Raw genomic sequence first — 24,886 nt, forward strand, 5'->3', positions numbered from 1 at the left:
ACTCCCATGACACCAACTCGCATTTTGCCCGACCTCCAATGCTCGCTGCTCTGTGAAGACGTCCGGCAGGAAGTGACCGGCAACTTCATCCTGGTCGGCGTCCTCAATTTCATCCGGGTCCCCCAGCTTCCCGTGATCGCCCTGAAGCTGAGCATCTTCAACCGCTGGACCGCCGGTGTGGGACAGTTCCTCGAGTCCACCCGACTCGTGGCGCCCGACCAGGTCACTGTGCTGCGCAAGGGCGAGGTTCGGTTCGTGCTTCAGGACCCCAACCATCATGCCACCAACGTCACACTGTTCGGGCAGGTCGAATTCAAAACCGCCGGCGTGTACTACATCGAAGTCCTGGTGGACGACGTGATGAAGCTGCGCTATCCGGTGCCGGTGATTCATACGCCGCCCCCCCAGGCAGCCCCGGGGCCCGGCGCTGTTGCGCCCGGCGCCAAACCGCCGGAGCCGCCGACTCCCAGCTGAGCCTTGCGGCCGCTGGTGTTGCGAACCTGCCGCGCCTTGCGAGCGCGGACTGCCGGAGCGCGTGGCCTCTGCGCAACCTGCTGCAGGCTCGCTCGCCGGCTGGCGCAACGGGGCGAGCTTCGCCCCTCCTGAGGGCGAGGGGACCGAGGGGTACAGGGTGCCCCACCTCTGGCGTTGAAAAGCGGTTCGTGTTTCGCTGCTGCCGCGCGCGAGCACAAGACGCCCTTCGGAACTACGGGGGCGCAACACTCTTTCCCTCTACCCCCTGCGGGCCACCGGGCGTCGAGCGTGACGACAGGTGTCGCGCCGCTCGCTGTCCTATCGAGACCAGCGGCAGCGGAAGTGGTACGTGCCGGATTCCACGGCCAGGACCGCGCGGTTCTCATCCAGACCGATGAGCTTCACGCCCCGGGCCTCCCGCAACGGCTGGCCGCTCTCGCTGGGCGAGGCGCGATCCATCACCGGCAGATAAACGGTGGCAGTGACATTGGCCGGGATGGTCACATCCCACTCGAACCAACCATCCCGGACCTGCCAATGACTCGTGATCCGCCCGCGGATGGAGTCGTAGTGCGCCCGCACCCAGGAGAGCCCGGGCGGGGTGCCGTGGGTCCCCGGGTCGGGCGGGCCGGGTCGCAACAACAGATGGGCAAAGCCCGGCGCCCGTGTATCAATGCCGGCCAGATCGCGGAACATCCACTCGGCCACCGCTCCGAAGGCATAGTGGGCGAAGGAATTCATGGCGGCGTTTTGGAACCCGCGCTCGTGCGTGTAACTGTCCCACCGCTCCCACACGGTGGTGGCGCCCTGCTCGACCTCGTAGCCCCAGGACGGGAATTTGCGGCTCTGGAAGAGGTGCAACGCCAGGTCATGGTGGCCGAAGCGGGTCAGCACGGGCAGCAAGTGACGGGTGCCGAGGAATCCGGTGCGCATGCCGGATCGCGTGTCGGACTCGCCCTGGCGAATCTTGTCGGCCAAACGCCGGGCGGCGGCAGCGCGTTGGGAGGCGGGGATCAGATCGGTGAACAGCGCCAGCGCATAAGCCGTTTGCGTGTCCACGGCGAGCGTGCCGTCGGGTTGGACATACTTGCGGGCGAAAGTCGCCGCGATGCGGCGGAAGAGGTCACGGTACTCTTCGGCTTCGCGGGTGCGCCCGAGCGCCCGGGCCATGTCTGCCATCAGGCGCGTGCTGTAGGCGTAGTACACGGTGTCGATGAACTCCAACGGGGTGGGCTCGTCCTGGTTGAGCCAGTCGCCCCAGCCGTTCCCGTGCGCCACGCCCAGATCCTCGCGGCTGCTGGACTTGCGCCATTCTAGGAATCGGGTCATGGCCGGCCAGCAGCGCTCCAGGATGCGCTGATCCTGGTACACCCACCACACGGTCCAGGGGCAAATCACCCCCGCGTCGCACCAGGCGGTGCCGAAGTCCCAGCCGTGCTGGAAGGGGAACGGCGCGTAGCCGGGGAAGGTGCCGCTGGGGCGCTGACTTTCCATCAGTTCGCGCAGCCACTTGGTGTAGAAGGCGGCGGTGTCGGCGTTGTACGTGGCGGCGCGGATGTAGATCTGCGCGTCGCCGGTCCAGCCGAGCCGCTCGTCTCGTTGCGGACAGTCGGTGGGCAGGTCCACGAAGTTGGCGCGCTGCGTCCAAACGATGTTGGTGAACAGTCGGTTGACCACGGGATCGGAACATTCGAAGCCGCTGGCCAACGGGGTGTCGCTGTGAAGCACCAGTCCGGTAATGGCGTCGAGCGCGGGCTCGCCCGGATAGCCGGTCACTTCCACGTATTGAAAGCCGTGGTAGGTGAACCGCGGGGACCAGACTTCCCCCTGCGGATCGCCGCGGAGCACGTAGGTGTCAGTGGCCCGGGCGCGACGCAGGTTCTCCGTCATCAGGGTGCCGTCCGGGTGCAACCACTCGCCGTACCGCAGACGGACGGTGGTGCCGGCCGGACCGCGCACTTTCAGTCGGACAATGCCGGCGAAGTTTTGCCCCAGGTTGAAGATCCACACGCCCGGTTTGGGCTGCGTCCTGCCCACGGGTTGCAATTCCTGCGTCACACGCACGGGCATTCCCGGGAAGGATTCCAACCGTGCCGGCCGACGGAAGCCGAGGTCCACGGGACGACCCTGAATTTCGGGGCCGCGGCCCGGCTCGGCTGGATTCTGGAATTCGTAGAACGTGGCGGGGACCGAGCCGTTTTCTTCGGCCGGGATCGCGGGTTCCCACGAGCCGTCGTCGAATCCGGGCTCGGCCCAGCCGGGTTGTTCCCGGCGGGCATCGTAGTGCTCGCCCATCAAGAGATCCGCTTCGCGAATGGGCCCCTCGCCGGTGACTTTCCAGTCGCGTCCTTCGGTGACGATGATTTCGCGGGAACCGTCCCTGTACTCCACCTCCAGTTGTCCCATCCAGGCGGGAGTTTTGCCGTAGGTATACCGGCCGATGCGCTCGGTGCCGATGCCTTCGAGCAATCCGAACCCGACATAGCCCGCGTACCAGCCGTCGGCCACCCAGGCGCCCCAGGCGTTCCGGCCGCGCCGCACCCACGAGGTCACGTCCCAGGTCCAGTAGTACGCGCGCTGTCGATAATCCGTCCAACCGGGCGCAAAGTACGCATCGCCCACCCGGCGGCCGTTCAGATACAGCTTGAAGATCCCCAGGGCCGTGGCGTAGAGAGTGGCCCGGCGCACCGGTTTGGTGAGGGTGAATTCGCGTCGGTATTGCCGTGCCGGCGGCAGGAACAGACGCTCCCGATCGCGATGCACGGGCGCGGCGTCACGAAAGCTGATGAACCGTGCCTGCCAGTCCTCGGGGCTCAACAAACCCATGGTCCAACGGGCCGGCTGGCTCCATTGGGGACGACCGTCCCGGTCCCATACGCACACGCGCCAGTGACATTCCTGTCGCGAAGTCAGCGCCCGGCCGCCGTACGGGATGTTCACCGATTCCCCACTTTCCACGCGACCGCTGTCCCACAGATCTCCCACCTCGCGTTCGAGCAACGCCGGCTGGCTGGCCACCAGGATGCGGTAGGCGGTCTGACGCTGGCCCCGTTCGGACGATTCCACCCGCCAGGACAAGCGCGGCCGGGGCTCGTCCACACCCAACGGGTTTACCCGGTATTCACACTGCAAGCCCACCGGCTGCAACGTGGCCGTGCAAATGCCTGCGGTGGCCAGCCAGGTCGAGAGGAGGGCCGCTCCCCAAGCGGCGCCCTGCGGACGAACGGTTGAGGTCGCCAAGCGTTTCATGGCGCCATCGTGAAGAAAACGCCGGCCGAATCAATCCTCCGCGCGACTCTCGGGGGCTTTGAAAGAAGCCCGACCGGGTGGTCCCGAGTTCGAACCAGCGCCGACCCCGGCACCTCCCGGATCATCTGGCCGGATCCGGCATGCCACCGGTCCGCCGCGAGGGGCGGCACAAGCGGGCACGGTGCCCGGGGTGGAGCATCCGCGGCGAAAATCGGGCCCGACGAGAATTCTTGCCGGCTCGGCCCGGGAGCAGAGCGGGGGTTGCGTCGGTCTTCATCCCGGGCCATGGTTGTCTAGATCTGCCGGGGGCCTGCCCGCGCGCGGCCTGTGGTCGGGAACAGGGCCGAGTGCCTCGGGGGTCGGCGGCCCCGCAGCTTTTGAATGGGTCGCTGCGGCGGTTCGTCCCATGGTGTGGCGGGCCGGGCATATTCGGCTTTCCATGGCCTCTGGAATCGGGTATCCGGGAGGGCCAAACGACGACGCAGGAGAAAAAGATTCATGAGAAGGGATCGCAAAACGTACCGGAAGTGGATCGGCTTGGTGGGCGCGGTGGGGCTGGCCTGGGCGCTGGCCTCAGGAGCGGCTGTGGCGCAGGACAAGGTGCCCCTGGAGTTGAAACTGCCGGCACCCACGCTCAAAGGAACGCCGGAGGATTTGCCCAGTGGACCGAATGTGGAGCCCCTGTCGGACAAGCCTCGTCCGCCGTTTTACGTGCCCAAAGGCGTGACGAACGTGGCGTTGGGCAAGGCGGTCACGTCCAGCGTGCCCCCGTTTACCGGCGAACTGAGTCAGATCACCGACGGCAAGAAAGAGGCGTTCGACTACGACGCCGTGGAGTTTCGCCGCGGCACGCAGTGGATTCAGGTGGATCTCGGTGCGACTTACGAAATCCATGCCATCGTCATGTGGCACGATCATCGGTACATCCAGGTCTTTCATGACGTGATCGTGCAGGTGTCCAATGACCCCGAATTCCGGGAAGGGGTGGTGACGCTCTTCAACAACGACGTGGACAATTCCTCCGGCCTGGGCGTGGGCACGGACCGCGAGTACTTCGAGACCCATGAGGGCAAGATTGTGGACGGCAAGGGCGTGAAGGCCCGGTACGTTCGCTGCTACACGCGCGGCAGCAGCCAGAGCGCGCTGAACTGCTGGCAGGAGCTGGAGGTCTACGCCCTCCCGGCCTCATGAACCGTGGCTGGGCGTGGGCGTTTGGCCTGATCGCCCTCGGGGCGCTGGGGATCCGCTGTGTTCAGTTGGATCTCCGGCCCATGCACAATGACGAAGCGGTCAATGCCATCCGGCAGGCCGCCGCGTGGAGTTCCGAGCCGTACCGTTACGACCCGGGCGAACATCACGGGCCGACGCTCTATTACTTCTCCCTGATTCCCATTCGCCTGCGGGGTGTGCCCAGCTTTGCCGCGCTGGACGAGGCCACCCTGCGGTTGACCCCCGCACTCGCCGGGGTCGCCATGGTCCTGCTGCTGTGGCCGCTGCGACACGCCCTGGGCGCCGGTGCGACCGTCGCTGCGGCCGGATTCACCGCGCTCTCGCCGGCCCTGGTCTTCTACAGCCGCAACTTCATTCATGAAATGTTGTTGGGGCTGTTTACCCTGCTGCTGGGCGTTGCGGTTTGGCGATACACTTCCGAGCGCCGCGCCTCGTGGGCCGTCCTCGCAGGTGTGGCCCTCGGACTGATGCACGCCACCAAGGAAACGTTCGTCCTTCCCCTGGGCGCGTTGGCGATCGCGGTTGCAGTCGTGAGCCGATGGGAAGGCGGACCGGGGTTCCTCGCCCAATGGCGGAGGACATGGAACGGCCGACACGTGCTCTGGGCGGCCTTTGCGGCCCTGGTGGTGTCCGTGACGTTTTACACCTCCTTTTTCACGCACTGGCGTGGTCCCCTGGACTCGATCCTTTCCTACCTGCCCTGGCTGCAGCGGGCCGCCGGTGACTCGCCGCACATTCATCCCTGGTACTTCTACCTGGAACGGTTGCTCTGGTTCCAGCGCCCCCGGGGACCATTGTGGACCGAGGGGCTGATCCTGGTCCTCGCATGTGTCGCCATGGGCTTGGCGCTGCGTGGCCAGGGCCTGGGGCCAACGAATCGCGTCCTGGTCCGCGGCGTGATGATCTACACTCTGACCCTCACCGTGTTTTACACCCTGATCCCTTACAAAACGCCGTGGTGCCTGGTGGGCTTTTGGCACGGGTTCGTGCTCCTTGCCGGCGTCGGGGCCGCCCGTCTTGCCTGTTGGTTGATGCCGCTGACGGCCCGGGCGCTTTACGCGGGACTCTTGACCGCGGGCGTCGTCCACCTGGGCTGGCAGTGCTGGCAGGCCAACTTTGTGCGTCACTCGGACTGGCGCAATCCCTACGTGTACGCACAAACGGTGCCCGACGTCCTGCGCATGGCCCGGCGGGTCCTGGATCTGGCGCGGGTGCATGCGGACGGCCCACGCATGCCCGTTCAAGTGGCGGTGCCGAATCACGGGTACTGGCCGCTGCCGTGGTATTGGCGGAGCCTGGAGCGAGTGGGTTGGTACGATCGGTTTCCAGAGGCACCGTGGGCGCCGGTGGTGGTCGCCGCGGCGGAGTGGAATGTGAAGCTCGACGAACGGTCGGGGCGACGATGGGTGATGACCGGGCTGTACGAACTGAGACCCCGTGTGTTCTTGGAGTTGTACGTGGAATTGGAGCTGTGGAAACGCTGGCTGGCGCAACGCACACCGCCGCCGGACACAGCACAGCCCTGACCCAAGAGTGCGCATGCGCCCTCGCACGGCTTCAAAGTTCGCACACCTCCTCCTTCGGCGTGCTTTCTGTGGAGGCTCCGCGGCCCTGCCGCAGGGCGGTCATGCCTCGCACATTATCCCTGACGGACAACATGGCGCGCCGGCCCGGATCTGGGGAGACCCTCAAGGACGGGCCCGGTGGAGGCCCCGAGGGCAATCTGCCCAGAGCTCCCGACCCAGCTCCGAACGTGCACGTTTCAGCGAGCCGCGGCGGAAGCCGGCTCGGTGACGATTCCCAATTCGCGCAAGAACGGCTCCTTGCGGACGGGCCGGCCCAGGAACTTTTCCACCGAGAGGTTGACGTCGCGCGAGTCGCCGGGCTCGTAAATCTCCCGGCGCAGCCGCCGGCCGGTGGGCACGTCCAAGTACCCTTCCGGGGCTTGTTCGAACACCGTGGCCATGTCCGCCGCGATCACATCGGCCCACGCATAGCCGTAGTACCCGGCGTCATAACCGGTGAGATGTCCGAAGTAGGTGACGAAGGTCGTGTCCTCGGGCACGGGATAGAACACCTCGCTCAGAATGCGATTGGCCAACGGGATGGTCTCGGACGCATTTCCTTCGTGGATCTGGGTATGTAACGTGAGGTCGAGGATCCCGAAGGAAAACTGGCGCCGATAGAAGTGGGCGATGCTGGAGCGCTTGGCCTCTTTCAGTTGCCGCAGGATCTCCTCGGGAATCTTCCGGGACGGGTCGCGATAATCCGCGGCAAAGCTGTCGAGGACGGTTTTGTCCCAGACCCAGTTCTCGAGCATCTGGGAAGGGGCTTCCACGAAGTCGCGCGGCACGCTGGTGCCGGCGAACCGGCTGTACTTGGCCCGCGTAAGAATGGAATGCATGGCGTGGCCGAACTCGTGGAACAGTGTTTCCACCTCGGCATGCGACAGCAACGAGGGCCGGTCTTTTTGGGGAGGCGGGAAATTGCAGACCAGGGCCACGGTGGGGCGCTGGTAGCGGCCGTCGGGCAACAGCTTGCCCTCGATCAGCCCGAATTGGGCGAAGTGATTGAACTTGCCCTCACGGGGAAACATGTCGAGGTAGAACAACCCCAGGGGTTCCCCCGTGACGGCGTCGCTGACGGCGTAGAGCTGGATGTCGTCCACCCAGCGCCATGGCGGGTCGATCCGGTCGAAGCGCAACTCGAAGATGCGCTGGTAGATCCGGAACATGCCGTCCAGGACCTGTTGGTAGGGGAAGTACACGCGCAACTGCTCGGCGTCCACGTTGTAGCGTTCCTTCTTGAGCTGGTTGGCGTAATAGCGCCAGTCCCAGATGTGGACCACGGCGTTGGGATCGCCCGTGTCCCGGGCCTTGAGCGCCTGGAACTCGGCCTTTTCCTGATCGAACTTGGGCTGGAGCGCGGCCGAGGTTTCCTGCAGGAACTGCAGCGCGCGCGCCGCGGTCTTCGCCATCTTCGTTTCGATCTGATAATCCGCCCAGTGGGCATACCCGAGGGCTTTGGCAATGCGATCGCGCAGGGCCAAGATGCGCCCGAGCAGCTCCGCATTTTCTTCCCGGGCCAGGCGGTAACGCTCCGTCTCCACCAGGCGCCGAACCTCCTCGCGCCGCGCGTTTTCCATCACCATCAGGTACTGCCAGGTCACATTGACCTGGATCGTGTATTCGTCCGGGCCGGTTTTGATGCCGGGCTGATCCAGGAAACTGTCGGGTAAGCCCTCCAGGTCGGCGCGGCGAAACTTGAGGGCCTTGGTCGCCTGGGTGATGTGCGTGTCGAAATCCGTGCAAAGCCGGGCCAGTTCCTTGCGCCATTGCTCCACCTGATCGCGTTGTTCCCTGGGCAGGGCCAGACCTGCGCGGCGATAGTCGCGCAGGGTTTCCTCCAACAACTTGGCGTCCTCGCCGAAGAGCTGCGGGCGGGTGTCCGCGTAGGCGCGGATGACCTGGTAAACGTCCTCTCGATACTCGATGCCCACGGCCCATTCCTGCAGGGTCTTGAGGGCCTCGGTGGCGGCCTGCCGCAGCGCGGGGTTCGGGCTGGTCTCTTTGATGAACGCCAGGCGGTTGGCCGCCGTGCCCACCAGGTGATTGAGATCGTCCAGCGCGCGCACGGTGTCTTCGAAGGTCAGACGGGTGCGGTCCAGACCGGCGATCTCGTCCAGCGCGGCGTTGCCGGTGGCCATGGTCCGATCCACCAACCGCCGGATGGCCTCGGGCGTGGTCTCGAACGCGGGCACGGCAATCACCGAGCCGAAGTGCGCCGCCCGCGCCTGGGCTTCCTTGAGCGATCGAATTGGCGTGTGAAACGCCTTTTTCTTGGAGGCAGCCGTGCATCCGGTCATAAGCAACGCCAGGCCCAACAAGCAAGACAGCCTTGCATACATGGCGCGAAAGCTTAGGAAGCCCGCGGAGGACCGGCAAGCGCAACAGCCGCCTGCCGTGAGCTCGCGCATCCAAGCCGGGCCGTGCGGGCCGGGGGACCTGAATCGAAAGGTCGCTGACGTTCCCGCACCCGCGCTCTTCCACCCGCGTTGGCCCGCGTTTTGGGATGGTTGCCCGTGGCGACGAACCGGCCGGCCTCCACGCACCCGTTTTCCCTGAACGGCTCACCGTGTTCCCAACCGACCCGGTTGTGAAAAGCCGGGGATAGCTGCGTGTTCCCTTGGTCCAGGCACACCCGGCGGGCTGCCCCACGGGCGGTACAAGGTGTTTTTCGGCGGACCGATCCATGGCGACGAACCCGGACTTGCGAAGGGATCGGGATCCCGTTCTGCGCAGCGAAGGCCCGGGGCACGCCCGCGCCCGGCCCCGGCGGGCAAGTGCTGGGAGCCGGTGGCGCGCGTTGCGATATGGCAACCCGGAGCCGGGGACGCTATCGTGAAAGCGCTATGCAGCTCCGATTGCGGTGGTGGTTGGCCGGCACAGGAGCCCTGGCCCTGGTCTGGATCCTGATCTGGACCGGCTACCAATGGGCCGCTGCGCAAAAGATGACCGCAGACAAGCTGCGGCAGTGGGTCGAAAGCACCGACCTGGCCCGGCTGCGGGGTCCGGAGCGGGAGCGCGCGTTGCGTCAGTTGGCCGAGGGACTCAACGCGCTGCCTTACGAAGAGCGACGTCGTGTACGGCTGGACGGCTTCTGGACCAACTGGTTCGCGGTCATGACGGAGGACGAACGCGCGGCGTTCCTGGATGCCACCCTGCCGCAGGGGCTGCAACAAATGATTGCCGCCTTCGAGGAACTGCCCGCGGATCGTCGGCAGCGGGCCTTGCGCGAAGCCATGCGCCGCGTGCGCGAGGCCGCAATCGAGTCCGGCCGAGTCACTCCGGCCGAACCCCCTCCGGGTTGGAGCGAGGATCTGCAGCGGCAGGTCACCCTCCACGGACTGCGCGCCTTCTACTCGCAGAGCTCGGCCCAGACCAAGGCCGAGTTGGCGCCCGTTCTCGAAGAACTGCAGCGGCTCATGCAGAGCGGACGATTCTTCCGGGGGCGACCCGACCGGTGAAGACGACCCATGAACGGAATCCTGGCAGAGCCCCACAATGGATGGTCTCGCGGTTTCACCCTGTTGGAGCTCCTGGTCGTGCTCGGCATCCTGGCGCTGCTGGCCGGGCTGCTCCTGCCGGGTCTGAGCCGCGCGCGCGAAGCCGGCCGCGCCACCGCTTGCATGGGGCACCTGCGCCAGATCGGGCTGGCCCTGCAGATGTACGTGGATCAAAACCATCAGCGCCTGCCGGTCATGCGGGATCGGCCCCCGGACACCAACAGCCTGCCGCCCGGACCTGTCCTGCCCGGTCCGGACCAGGTCCTGGCCGACGAGGTGGGAGATGTGCGGGTGTTTCGATGCCCCTCCGATACGGCGCAGTTGTTCGAGCGGACGGGTTCCAGCTATGCGTGGAACAGTCTGCTCAATGGCCAGCGCGCCGATGACCTGCAGGTGTTCGGCATGCGCTTCGGCAGCTCGCGCATGCCGCTCATGTTCGATAAAGAAGGGTTCCATCGCGCCCGCGGCGAGCGGCGGGCGGTGAACTATCTCTACGCCGACGGTCACATCCGCAATTTGTTGGTACTGGAGGGGGCCCGATGACGGCGGCGATCGAGCTGCATCACGTGACCAAGCGGTTCGGACGCCGCACGGCGGTGGAGGACCTCACGTTGACGGTTCCCATCGGAGAAGTCTTCGGTCTCCTCGGACACAATGGCGCCGGCAAAAGCACCGCCATTGGCATGATGCTGGGACAGGTCTGGCCCACCGCCGGACAGGTGCGCATCCATGGTTGGGACGTCGCCACGCAGCGGACCCGGGCGCTGGCCCGGGTGGGCGCCATCTTCGAAACTCCGGCCTTTTACGAATACCTGAGCGGATTGCGCAACCTGGAGATCTTCTCCAGCTACACCGCGCCCGTGTCGCAACGGCGATTGGCCGAGGTGTTGGACTGGGTGGGCCTGACCGGGCGCGAGCATTCGGCGGTGCGGACCTACTCGCACGGCATGCGAGCCCGCCTGGCCCTGGCCCAGGCCCTGTTGCCGCACCCGGATCTTTTGATTCTGGATGAGCCCGGCGAGGGCCTCGACCCCGAGGGCGTGCACGAGCTCCGACAAATGCTCCAACGGCTGCACCGGGAACTGGGTCTGACCCTGCTGATCTCTTCCCATCAACTGGGCGAGATGGAACAGCTCTGCACCCGCATCGCTGTGTTGCGCCAGGGCCGCAAGGTCTTCGAAGGCCCGTGGGACCGCGTCCAATGGGCGGAGGGTCCGATCCGATTGGAGGCCCGCCCCTTCGAACGTGCCGTGGCGGGCCTGCAGGCCGTCGGGCTGGTGCTCGAGGCGGGCCGGGACGCTGAAGGCGGTTGGGTGCGCCCGGCCCCGGGCATCACCCCCGACCAACTGGCCCGCTGGATCGTCGAGGCCGGATTCGATCTGTTGGAGCTCCGCCGGCCCCGGCAAACGCTGGAGCAGTTTTATCTGTCACTCATGCGGCCCGACCCGCAATCGGACAGCAGGTCCGACAGCCGGGAGGTGACGCGCCGTCCGGCCGCAACCTGAAAGCTCGCGATGTTCTGGCTGCATCTCAGGAACGAACTCTGGAAACTGTTCGGCAAAAAGCGAACCTACATCGGCTTCGGCATGTTCCTGTTGGCCCAGAACGCCATGCTGCTGGCGTTCCGATTCACGCGTTGGCAGCAGGACCTGGAACGTTTGCTGGAAGGCAACGGCTACCTGGCCCGCGAATTCATCTCGGCCCTGACCGTGGCGGTGATCATGCTGATCCCCCAGATCCTGCTTCTAATGCCTCTGTACACGACCCTGGTAGGTGGCGATCTGGTGGCCAAAGAGGCCGAAGACGGAACACTGCGCATGATTCTGTCCAGACCGATTTCGCGGCTGCGCCTGTTGACCGTCAAATGGCTGGCGGGCGCCTTGTTCGCGTTGTCGCTGGTGTTGGTGCTGGGCGCCACGGCCGTCCTGTGCGCGCGGCTCTGGTTTCCGTGGAAGGGGATGTTTGTCTTTGCGCCCGGCCAGGCCTTTGCGGTGCTGAGCAGCGAAGCTGGGCTCCAACGTTACCTTCTGGCCCACGTCTTTCTGGGCATGAACGCGGTGACGATGTTGAGCCTGGCCTTCCTGTTCTCCTGCTTCAACATGAAGCCCGCGGCCGCCACGATCCTGGCGCTCTCCTACCTGTTCGTGAATCTGGTCCTGGAATCCATTCCCTTCTTCGATCGCTACGAGGTCTGGCTTCTCCCCCACCACTTCCGCTGCTGGCTGCGCGTGTTCGATTCGCCCATTCCCTGGTGGGAGATCCTGCAGTCGCAACTGGTCCTGCTCGGCGCCAACGCCACTGCCTTCATCCTGGGCGCGGTGGGTTTCCAGGTCAGGGATTTCAAGACCTGAGCCGTCCCGGTGGATCGACGGTCGCCAAGGCGCCGACCGCCGGGTGACAGGCGTGCGCGCAACCTCTTCCTGATTGCCAGAACACGCGCTGCGCGGTGTGCCGCTCACCCGGCCGTCGGCTCGCGATGTTGCTTGGGCCGGACCCCGGCATGGCCGCTCGAGGGAAGAACGCAGCCGGCCGCGTGCGCACACGGGCTTGCATCTGCCCGCGTGGATCCGAGCCGGCCAAAACCCCGGCTGTTACGATGCCACCACGGGAGAGAGTGCGCACCCGCGCTGGCCTCCTTGATTGGGGTCCGCGGGATCCGAACCGGTCCTCGCCCGTGAATCAGATGTGCCGGCTGTCCTGCTCGTCCTTGGCGGTGTAGCCCGTTTCCTGCCGCTGGAAATTCACCGCATTTTTCTTGAGATACGCCTGATACAGGTCCTCGGCGGTCATTCCCAGCACCTGGGCGAGACTGATCAGGAAATGGAACAGGTCCACCACCTCCACGCGCGCGTTCTGTTCGTCGAACCTTTGGTACCGGGCCCACCATTTCCACGGGACGCTGTCGGTCAGTTCGGCGATCTCCTGGGACATGGCGCGGCAGTAGTTCAGAATCCAGTGGATGCGCTCGGCCTCGCTCAGACCTTCCGTCCGCACCCCGATGCGCTCGTTCAACGCGTGCTGCAGCCGCCAAATCTCTTCCAGTCGATCCGGTTGGTTCATGGGAGCCCGCACCATAAGACCAACGGCGCCTGCGGAACAGCCGAAAATGTAACGCGTCGCAGCCTCGCAAACCCGAGCCGCCCGGGCCGCGGACCAAACTCCTTTCCCTGGAGACCTGCCGGCCGCGCAGCACCGATTGGCAGGCCGGCCGAGCCGATGAGCTTTTTGGATGGACGTGCCTTGCCGGTTACGTGTGTCCTGAGCCCAGCCTCGGGGCTCCGGCCGCCTGCGGACTGGGCTGTCACTGCAGGTTCGTAACACGTTTTGCGGGGGTCCATGAAGGTGCCTTCGCTCCAGGCGCCGTCCGACGTGCAAGGAAACGAGGAGCCTCTTGCTTCCGTTTCTGCCGCGGTCTGTCGTCGGCTCTCATGCAGGACGTGGCCGTCTCTTCAACCGCCTCGCGAAAACTCAAACCGCTCCGTCCTGCGTGAGGTCGTGCCGGCGGCTTTTCGCCCCCAAAAGGCGGAGCGGCTCCCGAACCGCATCAAGCGTGGCGGATTCTTGTTGCAGGGGACGAACCCGGCCCCGAGTTGCACCTTGAACAGGGCAGGCGATCAACGCTCGGGCCGCGGGCGAGGTCCGGGCGGCCGCGGAGGGGGCGCTGCGCCCGGTTCCTCGGCCCTCCGCCCGGGCTCCCGCCGCAGCAACCGTTCAAAGGCACGCCGCTGCTCTGGGGTCAGTTCTTGTTGGATTCGCTCCCGGGCTTCCGCCACCTCCCTTCGCAGCTGCGGCTGGATCGAATCCCACAACTGCCGGATGCGTTCCTGACTTTCCCGGATGTGCTGTTCGATGCGCGCGCGCTGTTCCGGGGAAAGGTTCAGTTCGCGGGTTGCCCGCAGCAAGAATTCCATGCGCCGTTCCTCCAGCCGACGCTGGAGCTCGGGTCCGGCCCGGTGCCGTAACTCGGAGAGAGGCGGCAGGATCGGAGCCGCCGGGGGCGCGGGAGCGACCGCATTGGGGTGGGTCGGCCCTGGAGCAGCCGCGGGGCCCATGGCACGAAAACGGCCGACCCGTTCGCGCACGGCCTTGCCGACCAACAGGCCCCCGGTCAAAACCCCCGCCGCAAAAATGATCGCCGTGGCCAGCGCGATCTTCCACGCAGCTGCGCCGACCCCGGCGGTCCGCGTTGCATTCCCCGTGATCGGTTCACTCATAACCCCATTGGATCCGGTCGCCAGCCATGGCCGCACACTGGTCGGACACGCGGTTCACCAAGTCCACTCGGAATCCTCTACCGCGGCCAACAAGGTGGATTCCAGGTCCGCCGCTGCTTCTCCGGCGCCCTCGCCCATGGGCACCATCCAGAGCCACAAGGTCAACAGCAGGCTCAAGCCGGCACACGCCCAGGCGGCCCGCATGAGCCCCTGGATCCATCCGCGGATCGGGTCCACGGAAGGTGCCCCCTGCCGCAAGGCCGCTACCACCCTGGCTTCGAAGCCCGGTGGCACCGAGGCCGAGGGCGGACAGGCCCGGGCAGCCCGCATCAATCGTTGCCTCAGTGCTTCCACTTGCCGGTCCATGTGCTGGTTGACCTTTCTTTGAGACGTGCGGGAGGCCGGCCGGGTTACACAGCGCAGCGCCGGCCTACAAAAACTTGTCCTTCATCAGCCGCGACAAAAGGCGCCGCATCCGCGCCCGCGCCCGAAACGCCCGTACCTTGACCGTGGTCACGGACCAGCCTGTCAGCTCGGCGGTTTCCTTGACCGACCGCTCTTCCAGCTCCAACAGGGTCAATATCAGCCGGTCCGCCGGGGACAATAGCTCCAGCAGCCGATCCACCAACTGGCGGGCCGCCTCGCTGCGATGCCGATCCGAGTCGTCGGCGGTCTGCGTCAGACCCATGAGCCATTCCTGCTCCGCCTCGGTCAAATCTGTAAAGGTCGCTTCCCGGCTGCGCCGATGGGCCCGCAACGCATCGTAACAGGCGCGCACCGCGAGCCGCATCAACCAGTGCTCGAACGGCGCTTCACCCCGAAAACTCGACAGCTTCTGAAATGCCCTGATCCAGATTTCTTGCGCGAGGTCCGCCACCTCGCTGTCCCGCCGGGCATACCGGCGAACCGTGGCAAACACCCGCGGGCCGTAGCGCCGCATCAGTTCTTCGAAGGCCGCCATGTTACCGGACCGCACGGCCTGCACCAGATCGGCATCCGTGGGGCCGGGGTCGCGAGCCACCTCCGTCGGCCGCGGCATTGACCCGGTCGAGGCGGACTCTTCTCCTGCTCCGGAGGGTTCAGCCGCCGCGGGCGTGGTCAAATCCGGCCAGCCTTTCATGGAGAAGAGGGCGGGGAAGGCGATTGAGCCGACCGTGCGCCAGGGGCACCCGGAGGCAGCGGGGGCATTGACCCCGCCTCGAAGAAACCCGGGGGCAGCGGCGGCAGTTCCGGCACCTGTCGCACCAGCCGACGCCAGGTTTCCCGCTCCGAGGGACTCATGGCCGCCCAACGCTCCGCATTCCGCAGAAACGCGCGTCGCTCTTCTGGCGACATCGCCGCCAGGCGACGAAACGAGGCGATCACGGCCCGACGTTGCTCCCGTGACAACCGCTCGAATTGCCGCAAGCTCTCTTCCATCAACCGGCGCTCCGCCTCGCTCAGCGTGGACAACGCTCGCTCGCGTTCCTCCGGCGTCCACTCGAAAAAGCGCGCCAACTGCCGCATCGCCGGTTGCCAATCTGCAGACCGACGGCCTCCCGGCAGGCGTACCGCCTCGTTTTCCCTCGCGGCTGGAGCACCGGTTGCCCCGACAGCCACCGGTGGACGGCCGCCCGCCGGGAGCGCGCCCCGAGGGATGCGACTGAAGTAGTCCAACGCGTGCTCGCTCTGCAGGAATTGCTCCCGGACCGCAGCCGGTAACCGGTCCCACAGCGCCAGCCGATCTGCCACCGCCTGACGCACATGCGCCGGTACGGTCGTCTCCAGCGGGGGCCGCTCCTGCGGCGCCTGCCGCATCAGAGGTGCCAGATACCACCGCAACTCCGTCGCGCGCAGCCGAAGCTCACGCTCCTCCGCCGAAAGTTTTGTGTACTCTTGGATCTTGGCCAACAGACGCGCACGAACCTCGGGCGGTCGATTGCTCAGGGCCCGCTCCCGGTCCTCCGGCGCCATCGCCAATAGCTCGCGGAAGGCATCCACCGGCGAGACCACAGGAGGCAGTGGCGGCGTCGATGGGACCCCCACGGGCTCTCCCGCCCGCCCCACGCTCAAGCAGGTCAGCCACGTGCCCAAAAGCAACAGGATCCAAAAACGGGTGCCCGCCTCTCCTGCGCATCCACCCGTGCAGACCAGCCCAGCGTCGCCCACCACGCCGACCGTTCTCATTGGAGCAAGCTCAACAGCTCCACATCGGGCGCAGGCCCGACCGGCAGACGAGCCACGATGTCGAACTCCGCCAATGGCTCCGGCGAGAGTAGTTCCGCCCAGACCTGTACGGCCTCCGGCTCCAGCACCTTGGGCGCCTGCCACCCTTGCCACCAGACCATCACGACGATGAGGGCTGCAGCCCCTGCCACGGCCCAACGAATCCACACCGCCCGCACCCACGAGAATCTGTGGGCCCAGCGCCACCGCTTCGGGGCCGCCTCCTCCCGCTCGATGGCCGACCACACTCGAGCGGCCAGGTTCGAAGGCACTTCAACTTGGCGCAGCCGGCCCAGTGCGTGGGTCAAAGACCGCTCCAGGTCCCAATCTTCGCGTTCCTCCGGATGCCCGGCCAGCCAGGACTGAAGTCGCGCTTCTTCCTCGGGACGCAGCGGCCGTTGCCACAACGCTGCTCGCAGCTCTTCCAGCTCGCGCTTGTTCATGACCGTCTCTCTGCACAACACCGAGAGGCGCACAAAGTTTCCGCAGCAGGTTGCCAAAGCCGAAAGGGCCCGGGGCGACCCGCTTTCGACCGGCCCTTTCGTGCTGCCGGGAGGAGGGGGCGCCAAGGCCAAAGCGTAGATGCCGGGCTGCATCCGCTTGCGCCAGAGCCCGGGCTCTCTCGGAAGGGCAGCGCCAAGGGGGATTCGGGAGTCCGACGGCCACGTCCGGGTTTGAGGCGGCGCCGCGGCTGTGGTAATGGTGTCTTCCCGATATGAGTGCCATGAATCTCCAGCCCACCTGGGAGCGGACGCAACACCCCCTGTGGGACGGCGGACTCTTGCGACTGCCCGCACTGGGCCTGAGCGTGGATGTCCGGGAAATGCGGATCCCGGTGTCCTACGTGCAGGCGATGGAGCCGGCTTTTCAGCGGGCTTTTGAGGAAATGCGGGCACTGGAGGCCGGTGCGATTGCCAACCCGGACGAGGGTCGGATGGTGGGTCACTACTGGCTCCGCAATCCGGACTTGGCGCCGACGGTGGAGATTCGGGACCAGATCCAACGCACGCTGGCGCAGATCAAGGCGTTCGTCCGCCAGGTCCATTCGGGCGCGGTTTGTGGCAGGGATGGATCCTTTCGGAATCTGTTGCTGATTGGGATCGGCGGGTCGGCTTTGGGTCCGCAGATGGTGGCGCATGCGTTGGGGGATCCGGACCGGGACCGGATGAAACCGTACTTCTTTGACAATACCGATCCGGACGGAATGCAGCGTGTGGTGCGCCAGTTGAGTAACGAGTTGGGTCGGACCCTCTGTATCGTTATCTCCAAGTCGGGCGGGACCAAGGAAACGGCAAACGGCCTGAAAATCGCGCAGACTGCTTATGCCCACAGAGGGCTTCCTTTCGCCCGACATGCCGTGGCTGTTACGCAGGAGAACAGTCAACTGGACAAACAGGCGGTCACGGAGGGTTGGCTTGGGCGCTTTCCTATGTGGGACTGGGTGGGGGGCCGGACCAGCGAGACCTCGGCGGTTGGTTTGCTTCCTGCAGCGCTACAGGGGTTTGACATTGATTCGATGTTGCTGGGGGCCAAGTGCTGCGATGCAGCGACGCGCGTCTGTAACGTTAATCTAAACCCGGCAGCCCTCCTGTCTCTGGCTTGGCATTTCGCAGGTAACGGTAAAGGAGCAAAAGACATGGTCGTCCTGCCCTACAAGGATCGACTCGAGTTGTTCCCCAAGTACCTGCAACAGCTCGTCATGGAGTCGCTTGGCAAGGAACTGGACCGCAACGGCCAGGTCGTTCACCAAGGGCTAACTGTTTTCGGGAATAAAGGGACGACCGACCAACACTCTTACGTCCAGCAACTTAGAGACGGTTTGCCGAATTTTTTCATCACATTCATTGAGGTGCTCCGACACCAAAACGGTCCGCCGGTCCTCATGAACGATCTGGTCACCGCAGGAGATTACCTTCACAGCTTCTGCTCCGGCACCGCCAAAGCCATCGCTGAAAAGGGCAGAGGCGTCATCCGCATCACGCTGGACGTGCTCAGCCCGTTCACGATCGGTTGCCTCATCGCTCTGTTCGAACGTGCCGTTGGACTTTATGCCTCGCTGATCAATATCAATGCCTATCATCAGCCGGGCGTGGAAGCTGGGAAGAAGGCGTCGGAAAGGGTCATCGCCCTCCAGAAACGTGTGATAGGCCACTTCCGCGCCAATCGCGGCAAGCCGATGACCAGTGATGAAATCGCTCAATCCTTGGAAGCCGGGTCGGATCGCGAGGAAATCCACGACCTTTGTCTGATGCTGGCCCACAATCCGGCAAGTGGAATCCAAGCGATCCCATCGCGCGAAGTTATATTCTTCCGTGCATTCTGAATATTTTCCATTCCCCAAGCCATACGACGTCATTGTGGTGGGCGGGGGCCATGCCGGGATCGAGGCGGCCCTGGCCGCGGCGCGCATGGGATGCCAGACCCTGTTGCTCACCTTGAATCCCGACTCGATAGGCCAAATGTCCTGTAACCCGGCCATTGGTGGCTTGGCCAAGGGAAATCTGGCGCGGGAGGTGGACGCATTGGGCGGGGAGATGGGAATCAACACCGACATGACCGGACTCCAGTTCCGTATGCTGAACACCACCAAGGGTCCTGCGGTCTGGGCGCCACGGGCTCAATGCGACAAAAAGGCCTATCAGATGCGGATGAAATGGGTGTGTGAGCGGCAGGAGAACTTGGACATCATGCAGGCCGAAGCCACGGAATTGGTGACAGATAGCGGGGAGATCGTGGGAGTGCGGACCTCCCTGGGCGTGGAGTACCGTGCCAAATCCGTGGTGGTAACGACGGGGACGTTCCTCAAAGGTCTGATGCACATCGGGTCCACACAGCTTCCGGGGGGCCGTGCCGGGGACAAGGCCGCTTTCGGGATCAGTGAATCGCTGCGCCGCCTAGGACTGGAGCTGGGCCGGATGAAGACCGGCACGCCTCCGCGTTTACTGCGAAGCTCCATTGACTTTTCCAAGACCGAACCACAGCCGGGGGACGAGCCGGTGCCTTACTTCTCGCACTGGAAGGACGAATTGTTCCACGTGGAACATTCCATCGTGCGATTCCCTGCTTCATACTCCTGCTCCGGACCCTACCCACCCGGGTCGATCCTCGCCCAGCTCGGCGGCCAGATGCAATGTCACATCACGTACACCACCGCGGCTACCGCCGAGATCATTCGCGCCAATCTCCACCGATCCCCACTCTACAGCGGCGCCATCAAAGGGGTTGGCCCCCGTTATTGCCCTTCCATTGAGGACAAGATCGTCAAATTCGCCGATAAAGAACGGCACCAAATCTTTTTGGAGCCCGAAGGAATCAGCACCGACGAGATCTACGTCAATGGCCTGTCCACTTCGCTGCCTTTTGATGTCCAACTGCAGCTGGTAAAAACCGTCATCGGCTGTGAAAACGCGGTGATGCTGCGGCCGGCGTACGCGGTTGAATACGATTACGCCCCGCCTACGCAGTTGACGCCCTACCTTGAGACCAAGGCCTGCAAGGGACTTTTCCTCGCCGGTCAAATCAACGGCACCTCCGGCTATGAAGAAGCCGCCGCCCAGGGTATCATCGCCGGCATCAATGCAGCCCTGCGAGCCCAAGGGAAACCGATGATCACTCTCGGACGGGACCAGGCCTACATCGGGGTGCTCATCGATGACCTGGTCACCAAGGGAACCACCGAACCTTATCGGATGTTCACCTCACGTGCCGAATACAGGCTCTTGCTGCGCCAAGACAATGCCGACCTCCGCCTCTCGGGCATCGGCTACTCAGTCGGACTCCTTCCGGAGCGGCGCTACGCCAAGGTCCGGGCCAAGCAGGCAGCCATTGTCGAAGAACTTCGCCGACTTCAAGCCACGAGGCACGGCGCCCAAACCCTCGCCCAAATCTTGGCCCGCCCAGAGGTCCGGTACCGAGATTTGCCCGGGGCTCGACCGGACTTGGACCCTGATGTGGTCCACCAAGTCGAGGTGGAGGTAAAGTACGCCGGTTACATCGAGCGGCAGAAGGCCGAGGTACTGAGGTTCAAGTCATTGGAAGACAAGATGATACCGGATGATTTCGACTACGCCACCGTGCCCAGCTTGCGGTTGGAGGCCCGACAAAAACTTTCGAAGATCCGGCCCAGAACGTTGGGCCAAGCGGCCAGGATCTCGGGGGTTTCTCCTGCGGACATTGCGATCCTCGCCGTCTGGTTGAAGCGTTACGGCGCGGGCCAACTCCGTTCGGGGTCGCCGGCTCGCGGTTAGCTTTTTCGGCACCCCAATCGTGCCCGCCCGCCGCCACCCTCAGGGCGAAGCACGACCAAGGGGGTTTTCAATGCCCATCCTCCTAGAAAGTGAGTCCATGGTCTGCGCAATTCCTCAGTGGAGCCCAAAAGGTGATTCTTGATCCGAAAAGCCGAAAGGCAACGGCTTGGTGGACTCCGGAAGAAGTGGGCTTTTCAAACAGCGATTCTTGCTTGCGGCAAGGGTACCTTATCGGCGCAATGGTTTCGTCCACAGCCTTTCCGGCGCACCCAACGGGCGCTCCAAAAACCACAGATTACTCAGAGGATCCTGATCCACATCCCGTTGCAGAGGCACAAGGCGAAACGGGATGCGCCTGTTTGCAGCTCCAATCACGTCAGGTGGCCAAGAGGGTGACCACGGTGAATTCGACAAGAACCGCCTTCCCAAGTGGGGTGAGGGCAAGCGGGCGGTTTCTACGCTTACAACATCCTGTGAAGCAGTCAGATGGATTCAGTTCCGCTCTGTGTTCTGACCTCTGGAGCGTGGTTCGTTGGGCCTGACTTTGGGCAAGAAAGAGAGCCCCGGCCTGTTCACTGCCAGACCGGGGCTTGACTCCAACGCCGTGGAAACAGGGCTTGCGGAGGAGAGTCTTTTCGACTACGAGCGGACAATCCAACGCCGACCGAGCCCGACCATGCCGAGGCCAGCGATCCCCAACAACATCAGGCTGCTGCCGCCTTCGGGGACGCGCTGGCAATGCACGTACTCGATCCGGTCTACGATTTCGATCAAGCCGATAGCACCGCTTGGGCCGGTCGTGAACGGATTGCCTTGAGCATCACCGTACCAGAAGTACGCTCGATCAAAGCATTGGCCCGCCCATCCGATGTTCTGGTTCATGATGTCGTCCAGGTTCAGTGGGCTGTTCACCGTGGCCAGCAGGACTGCGCCATTCCAAATCTCCAACCACGCTAGGTCGGTGGGGCCGGCCCAACCGGGGTCGTCATTCCCGAACCACAGACTCAGAGAGTCAACGGGTACCGTGAAGTCGATCTGGAGCTTGCTACCATCGGTGTCGTCAAACACGACCAAGGACTGGCCGATGCCCTGACCACCGAAGTTACCCACGAGGAGATCCGTCCCGGCAGTGTCGCTGAACTGAACGGTGGGATGCCCCACGGGAGACCATCCATTGGGCTTGAGTCCGGGAGCATCTGCCTCGAAGTCAATCACCGCGGCAGAGCCGCTCAGGCTCGCCGCCGCAACTACCGCACCGAGCATCAGTGTCTTCTTCATTCATCGCCTTTCTCAACTGGCATTTCCGGTGAAGCCGGAGCATGCCGAGGTTTTTCCGTTTGCTACACACGACTTCGACCGCCGTGCAATGAATTTGTAGCATTACTCGTGCCATAGTATTGCATGGCCGCGCGCCACGACCTCGGCAACATATTGCAGGCAAACATGTTGCGGTCAATTTAACTCTGAGTTGCGAGCACTGTTATGGAGCTCATGCACGGACCCATGGCGCAAAAGTGTTCAACTATCCGACACATTCTGGGCGCTTGGACTGCCGCTGGGAGCCATGAATAACGGTATCTCATTGGTGCGCAATGGATTGCGAGCGAATCGCGAAAATGTAAGAAAATCCGTCACGTCGGGCACCTACGGCGACCTGTTGTTTGGAATGCCTTAAGCTTGAATCGGGGGGCATGGTGTCGGAAAAACTGGCGATGGCCCGATCCCCCGGCGGCCCGTGTGGTATCCTGGCGGTCTACCCTTCACTGAAGGCCCATCGCCAGCGAGGGTCGGATCCCGCACCTCGTTCATGTAAGAGCGGCAGGAAGCACCAAACAGGCTTTTCCCGCCCACAAGCTGTGAGCGTGGAGAACGATGCACGAAGTCGGCTGGGAAGGGCGAGTCTGCCCGGCTCGGCAACTTCCGTGCTCAGAGCACCAATCGATTCGCACGACAACGGTTCAAAGAGCGACGCGGCCCGATCAGGGAGTCGAAACAACCGCGAGTGGCTGAGCGCCGAAGTGCGTTTTCCTTCCCGAAACGGCTCGTTCCAATCCACGAGTCCCTCTTGGGCTTTTCAGGAATGCGACTGTCCTCACCGCACTCTTGGAGCTTTCCTCCTTGAAAGACCGTATGCCCCGGGCGCGTCTCTCCTGCGTTCGAACCTGCCGATGAGGCGCAAACCATGAACAGAGCCGGGATCAAAGAGCCGGGCGGGCGCCGCAAACCGTTCCTGCCAGGGAAACCTCACACCTCGCCAAATCCCGATGGTCCCTCGCCCGGGTTGCCCGAGTTGTGACCTCCGGCTGGCCGAACCTGCTGGATCGCGGGGAGGGGCCGCCTCGGGACACGGACATCCCAAGCTGGGGCGTGCCGGCCATTTCACGCGTCGGACCGCTCTCGGGACGACGCTTCGAGACGCCTGGAACAGATGGTGACCTTTTTCCTGCGGTGCGACGGAGGACGCGAAGCCCAAGAGCCTGGCAGCTTTTCAAGCCTGCCCTTCTTCGTCCAAGGGCACGATTCCTTGGGCAATCGCGTAGCGGGTCAATGCAGCCACGGTGTGCAGGTCGAGCTTCTTCATGATCCGCTCGCGATGGGTCTCGATGGTGCGCGGGCTGACGCCCAGGCGCTGGGCGATCTCGCGGTTGCCGAGCCCCCGGGCAATGAGTGCCAAAACCTGTCGTTCCCGTTGACTCAGAGCCGTGGTGGCGGTCGGGCGTTTGCGGCGGCTCACCCACTGGTTCAAGGCGACCTGAGTGACCTGGGGACTGAACACGGGCTGGCCCTGATAAATTTTTTGCACGGCATCGACCAACTGCTCCGGGGGCGTGTCTTTGAGCAAATAACCCTTGGCGCCCGCGCGGATGGCCCGCTGGATATATTCCGGCCTGTTGTGAATGGAGAGGATGACCACGCGAACCTCTGGTGCCGTGGTTTGGAGTGCTTCGCACAACTGCAACCCGTCCATCCGCGGCATGTTGATGTCCACTAACATCACATCCGGGTGCAGCGCCTGGGCCAGCCGGAGGGCTTCCTCGCCATCGGCGGCCTCTCCCACCACCTTGAACTCGGGGCGCTCGCCCAGACAGGATTGGAGCCCGCGTCGGACGACCGGATGATCGTCCACGATCAGCACGCGAATGGCTTTGGATGACGTGCGGTTCATGCGCCGCAAACCCGGGGCCGCTTCGGTTCTCAATCTAGGTCGCCCGGCCCGGACCTGTAAAGCCACCGCGCGCGGGGCACGCTGGCATGGCTCCGAGCCGACAGGTGGGGCAAGTGCACGCCTCTAACCCGGGTGACGTGGGCAGGCGTGGACGCGGTGCCCCACTCCGCCCGGGTGTGAGCTCCTTCAACGTGATTTCCCACCAGCTCCGGACAACTCCCGATGCCAATGGCCCAAGGCGAGGAACCGGGCACCGGAGCCCTCGTCCGGGTGTGTGCCTCTGCCCACCCCGGCCTGCTCGGGCTGTGTTCGAGGTGAATCGTGGGCCCTGGCTGCATCTTGCGTTTTCGACACCCCCGCGAGGTCGTCGGAATTCGGATCTCGGCGGCCCGGGATAGCCCGCGGAAAACGGCATTTCCTTGGACCTCCCCGATGGGATGCTCAAAAACGGAGAAGCGCTCGGGTCCCGTACTTCGAATCCTCGCTTGCCCTTGCCGGCAGTTCGCCTACTTTGGAGGCGGTGAAGCTATGAGTGCCCCGACCGAACCCGTCGGCCCCGGTGGTCTGCCCGGTCCGGAGCCAGAGCCTCTTGCCCCCCGCGTGTACGAAATCCCGGAGGATCCGACCCAGGCCCGCGCGCAGGCCGTGCTGGTGCTGGAAGATGATCCGGAGTTCTGTTCCATGCTGCGAGTGACGCTGGAACAGCAGGATTACCGGGTCACGGTGGTCTCCAACGGCGCGCAAGGCATCCAGCAGATCCTGGTGAGGGATTTCGATGCCATTCTCTGCGACATCATGATGCCGAATTTCCCGGGGGACATGTTTTACCTGGCCGTTCAGCGTGCCAAACCGAAATTGTGCGAGCGGTTCATCTTCATGACCGGACACCAGCACGATCCGAAGATCCAAGAATTCCTCAAGCGAGTGCCGTGTCGCGTCTTGTTCAAGCCCTTCACGATGCAGGCGTTGTTCGATGCGCTGGAGTCGGTGACCGGTCGGAGTCAATGAATGCGCCTGCGCCGACCGGCGTCGCGGC

Annotated in this window: 20 protein-coding genes; 10 read left to right on the forward strand and 10 right to left on the reverse strand. The window is 64.3% G+C overall.

Annotation, left to right across the window (positions count from 1 at the left end):
- The first annotated feature begins 6 nt into the window (after nucleotides 1-6).
- Nucleotides 7-474: a DUF6941 family protein gene (locus ACPDIT_RS05920; protein ID WP_423442254.1), complete on the forward strand. Its 468-nt coding sequence runs from the start codon at nucleotides 7-9 to the stop codon at nucleotides 472-474.
- A gap of 318 nt (nucleotides 475-792) precedes the next feature.
- Here the strand turns inward: ACPDIT_RS05920 and ACPDIT_RS05925 are convergent, their stop codons facing one another.
- Nucleotides 793-3,723: a family 78 glycoside hydrolase catalytic domain gene (locus ACPDIT_RS05925; RefSeq protein WP_423442255.1), complete on the reverse strand. Its 2,931-nt coding sequence runs from the start codon at nucleotides 3,721-3,723 to the stop codon at nucleotides 793-795.
- Between the two features lie 498 nt (nucleotides 3,724-4,221).
- On the opposite strand from ACPDIT_RS05925, the gene ACPDIT_RS05930 reads away from it, so the two are divergent.
- Together ACPDIT_RS05930 and ACPDIT_RS05935 are read left to right on the forward strand one after the other, a co-directional pair.
- On the forward strand, nucleotides 4,222-4,914 hold the full coding sequence (locus ACPDIT_RS05930; RefSeq protein ID WP_423442256.1) for a discoidin domain-containing protein: 693 nt from the start codon (nucleotides 4,222-4,224) through the stop codon (nucleotides 4,912-4,914).
- Complete coding sequence (locus ACPDIT_RS05935) at nucleotides 4,911-6,479, forward strand: flippase activity-associated protein Agl23 (protein ID WP_423442257.1); 1,569 nt, start codon at nucleotides 4,911-4,913, stop codon at nucleotides 6,477-6,479. The genes ACPDIT_RS05930 and ACPDIT_RS05935 overlap by 4 nt, the downstream gene beginning before the upstream one ends.
- A 236-nt stretch (nucleotides 6,480-6,715) precedes the next feature.
- Here ACPDIT_RS05935 and ACPDIT_RS05940 read toward each other — a convergent pair whose 3' ends face one another.
- Nucleotides 6,716-8,860 carry a M3 family metallopeptidase gene (locus ACPDIT_RS05940; RefSeq protein WP_423442258.1) on the reverse strand — a complete coding sequence of 715 codons (2,145 nt, stop codon included), beginning with the start codon at nucleotides 8,858-8,860 and terminating at the stop codon, nucleotides 6,716-6,718.
- A gap of 504 nt (nucleotides 8,861-9,364) precedes the next feature.
- On the opposite strand from ACPDIT_RS05940, the gene ACPDIT_RS05945 reads away from it, so the two are divergent.
- From ACPDIT_RS05945 to ACPDIT_RS05960, 4 genes are read left to right on the forward strand one after another with little or no spacing between them, the layout of a single operon-like run.
- Nucleotides 9,365-9,979: a hypothetical protein gene (locus ACPDIT_RS05945; RefSeq protein WP_423442259.1), complete on the forward strand. Its 615-nt coding sequence runs from the start codon at nucleotides 9,365-9,367 to the stop codon at nucleotides 9,977-9,979.
- A 9-nt stretch (nucleotides 9,980-9,988) separates the two neighbouring features.
- Nucleotides 9,989-10,561 carry a DUF1559 domain-containing protein gene (locus tag ACPDIT_RS05950; protein WP_423442260.1) on the forward strand — a complete coding sequence of 191 codons (573 nt, stop codon included), beginning with the start codon at nucleotides 9,989-9,991 and terminating at the stop codon, nucleotides 10,559-10,561.
- The gene (locus ACPDIT_RS05955; protein WP_423442261.1) at nucleotides 10,558-11,523 is read left to right on the forward strand and encodes an ABC transporter ATP-binding protein; all 966 of its coding nucleotides are present in this window, start codon (nucleotides 10,558-10,560) and stop codon (nucleotides 11,521-11,523) included. The genes ACPDIT_RS05950 and ACPDIT_RS05955 overlap by 4 nt, the downstream gene beginning before the upstream one ends.
- 9 nt (nucleotides 11,524-11,532) lie before the next feature.
- A complete protein-coding gene (locus tag ACPDIT_RS05960; protein ID WP_423442262.1) occupies nucleotides 11,533-12,369 on the forward strand; it encodes an ABC transporter permease in 837 nt (278 codons plus the stop codon).
- Between the two features lie 328 nt (nucleotides 12,370-12,697).
- Here ACPDIT_RS05960 and ACPDIT_RS05965 read toward each other — a convergent pair whose 3' ends face one another.
- From ACPDIT_RS05965 to ACPDIT_RS05990, 6 genes are all read right to left on the reverse strand, one after another.
- Nucleotides 12,698-13,078 carry a dUTPase gene (locus ACPDIT_RS05965; RefSeq protein WP_423442263.1) on the reverse strand — a complete coding sequence of 127 codons (381 nt, stop codon included), beginning with the start codon at nucleotides 13,076-13,078 and terminating at the stop codon, nucleotides 12,698-12,700.
- A gap of 554 nt (nucleotides 13,079-13,632) precedes the next feature.
- The gene (locus ACPDIT_RS05970) at nucleotides 13,633-14,232 is read right to left on the reverse strand and encodes a hypothetical protein (RefSeq protein WP_423442264.1); all 600 of its coding nucleotides are present in this window, start codon (nucleotides 14,230-14,232) and stop codon (nucleotides 13,633-13,635) included.
- 54 nt (nucleotides 14,233-14,286) lie between these two features.
- The gene (locus tag ACPDIT_RS05975; protein WP_423442265.1) at nucleotides 14,287-14,598 is read right to left on the reverse strand and encodes a hypothetical protein; all 312 of its coding nucleotides are present in this window, start codon (nucleotides 14,596-14,598) and stop codon (nucleotides 14,287-14,289) included.
- Nucleotides 14,599-14,662: 64 nt separating this feature from the next.
- Nucleotides 14,663-15,352, reverse strand: coding sequence for an RNA polymerase sigma factor (locus tag ACPDIT_RS05980; RefSeq protein WP_423442266.1), 690 nt, complete (start codon nucleotides 15,350-15,352; stop codon nucleotides 14,663-14,665).
- Nucleotides 15,349-16,398 carry a DUF3106 domain-containing protein gene (locus tag ACPDIT_RS05985; protein WP_423442267.1) on the reverse strand — a complete coding sequence of 350 codons (1,050 nt, stop codon included), beginning with the start codon at nucleotides 16,396-16,398 and terminating at the stop codon, nucleotides 15,349-15,351. Before ACPDIT_RS05985 ends, ACPDIT_RS05980 begins: the two co-directional genes overlap by 4 nt.
- The gene (locus ACPDIT_RS05990) at nucleotides 16,395-16,880 is read right to left on the reverse strand and encodes a hypothetical protein (RefSeq protein ID WP_423442268.1); all 486 of its coding nucleotides are present in this window, start codon (nucleotides 16,878-16,880) and stop codon (nucleotides 16,395-16,397) included. Before ACPDIT_RS05990 ends, ACPDIT_RS05985 begins: the two co-directional genes overlap by 4 nt.
- A gap of 281 nt (nucleotides 16,881-17,161) precedes the next feature.
- Between ACPDIT_RS05990 and ACPDIT_RS05995 the strand changes: the two genes are divergently transcribed.
- Nucleotides 17,162-18,760 carry a glucose-6-phosphate isomerase gene (locus ACPDIT_RS05995; protein ID WP_423442269.1) on the forward strand — a complete coding sequence of 533 codons (1,599 nt, stop codon included), beginning with the start codon at nucleotides 17,162-17,164 and terminating at the stop codon, nucleotides 18,758-18,760.
- Nucleotides 18,750-20,684, forward strand: coding sequence for a tRNA uridine-5-carboxymethylaminomethyl modification enzyme MnmG/GidA (locus ACPDIT_RS06000; protein ID WP_423442270.1), 1,935 nt, complete (start codon nucleotides 18,750-18,752; stop codon nucleotides 20,682-20,684). The genes ACPDIT_RS05995 and ACPDIT_RS06000 overlap by 11 nt, the downstream gene beginning before the upstream one ends.
- Nucleotides 20,685-21,323: 639 nt before the next feature.
- Here ACPDIT_RS06000 and ACPDIT_RS06005 read toward each other — a convergent pair.
- Nucleotides 21,324-21,962 carry a hypothetical protein gene (locus tag ACPDIT_RS06005; RefSeq protein WP_423442271.1) on the reverse strand — a complete coding sequence of 213 codons (639 nt, stop codon included), beginning with the start codon at nucleotides 21,960-21,962 and terminating at the stop codon, nucleotides 21,324-21,326.
- A gap of 1,210 nt (nucleotides 21,963-23,172) precedes the next feature.
- Nucleotides 23,173-23,850, reverse strand: a complete 678-nt coding sequence (locus tag ACPDIT_RS06010; RefSeq protein ID WP_423442272.1) for a response regulator — start codon at nucleotides 23,848-23,850, stop codon at nucleotides 23,173-23,175.
- Nucleotides 23,851-24,378: 528 nt separating this feature from the next.
- On the opposite strand from ACPDIT_RS06010, the gene ACPDIT_RS06015 reads away from it, so the two are divergent.
- Nucleotides 24,379-24,858: a response regulator gene (locus ACPDIT_RS06015; RefSeq protein WP_423442273.1), complete on the forward strand. Its 480-nt coding sequence runs from the start codon at nucleotides 24,379-24,381 to the stop codon at nucleotides 24,856-24,858.
- The last annotated feature ends 28 nt before the right edge of the window (nucleotides 24,859-24,886 follow it).

This window comes from Limisphaera sp. VF-2, from assembly GCF_049537125.1.
Taxonomy (GTDB): Bacteria; Verrucomicrobiota; Verrucomicrobiia; order Limisphaerales; family Limisphaeraceae; genus Limisphaera.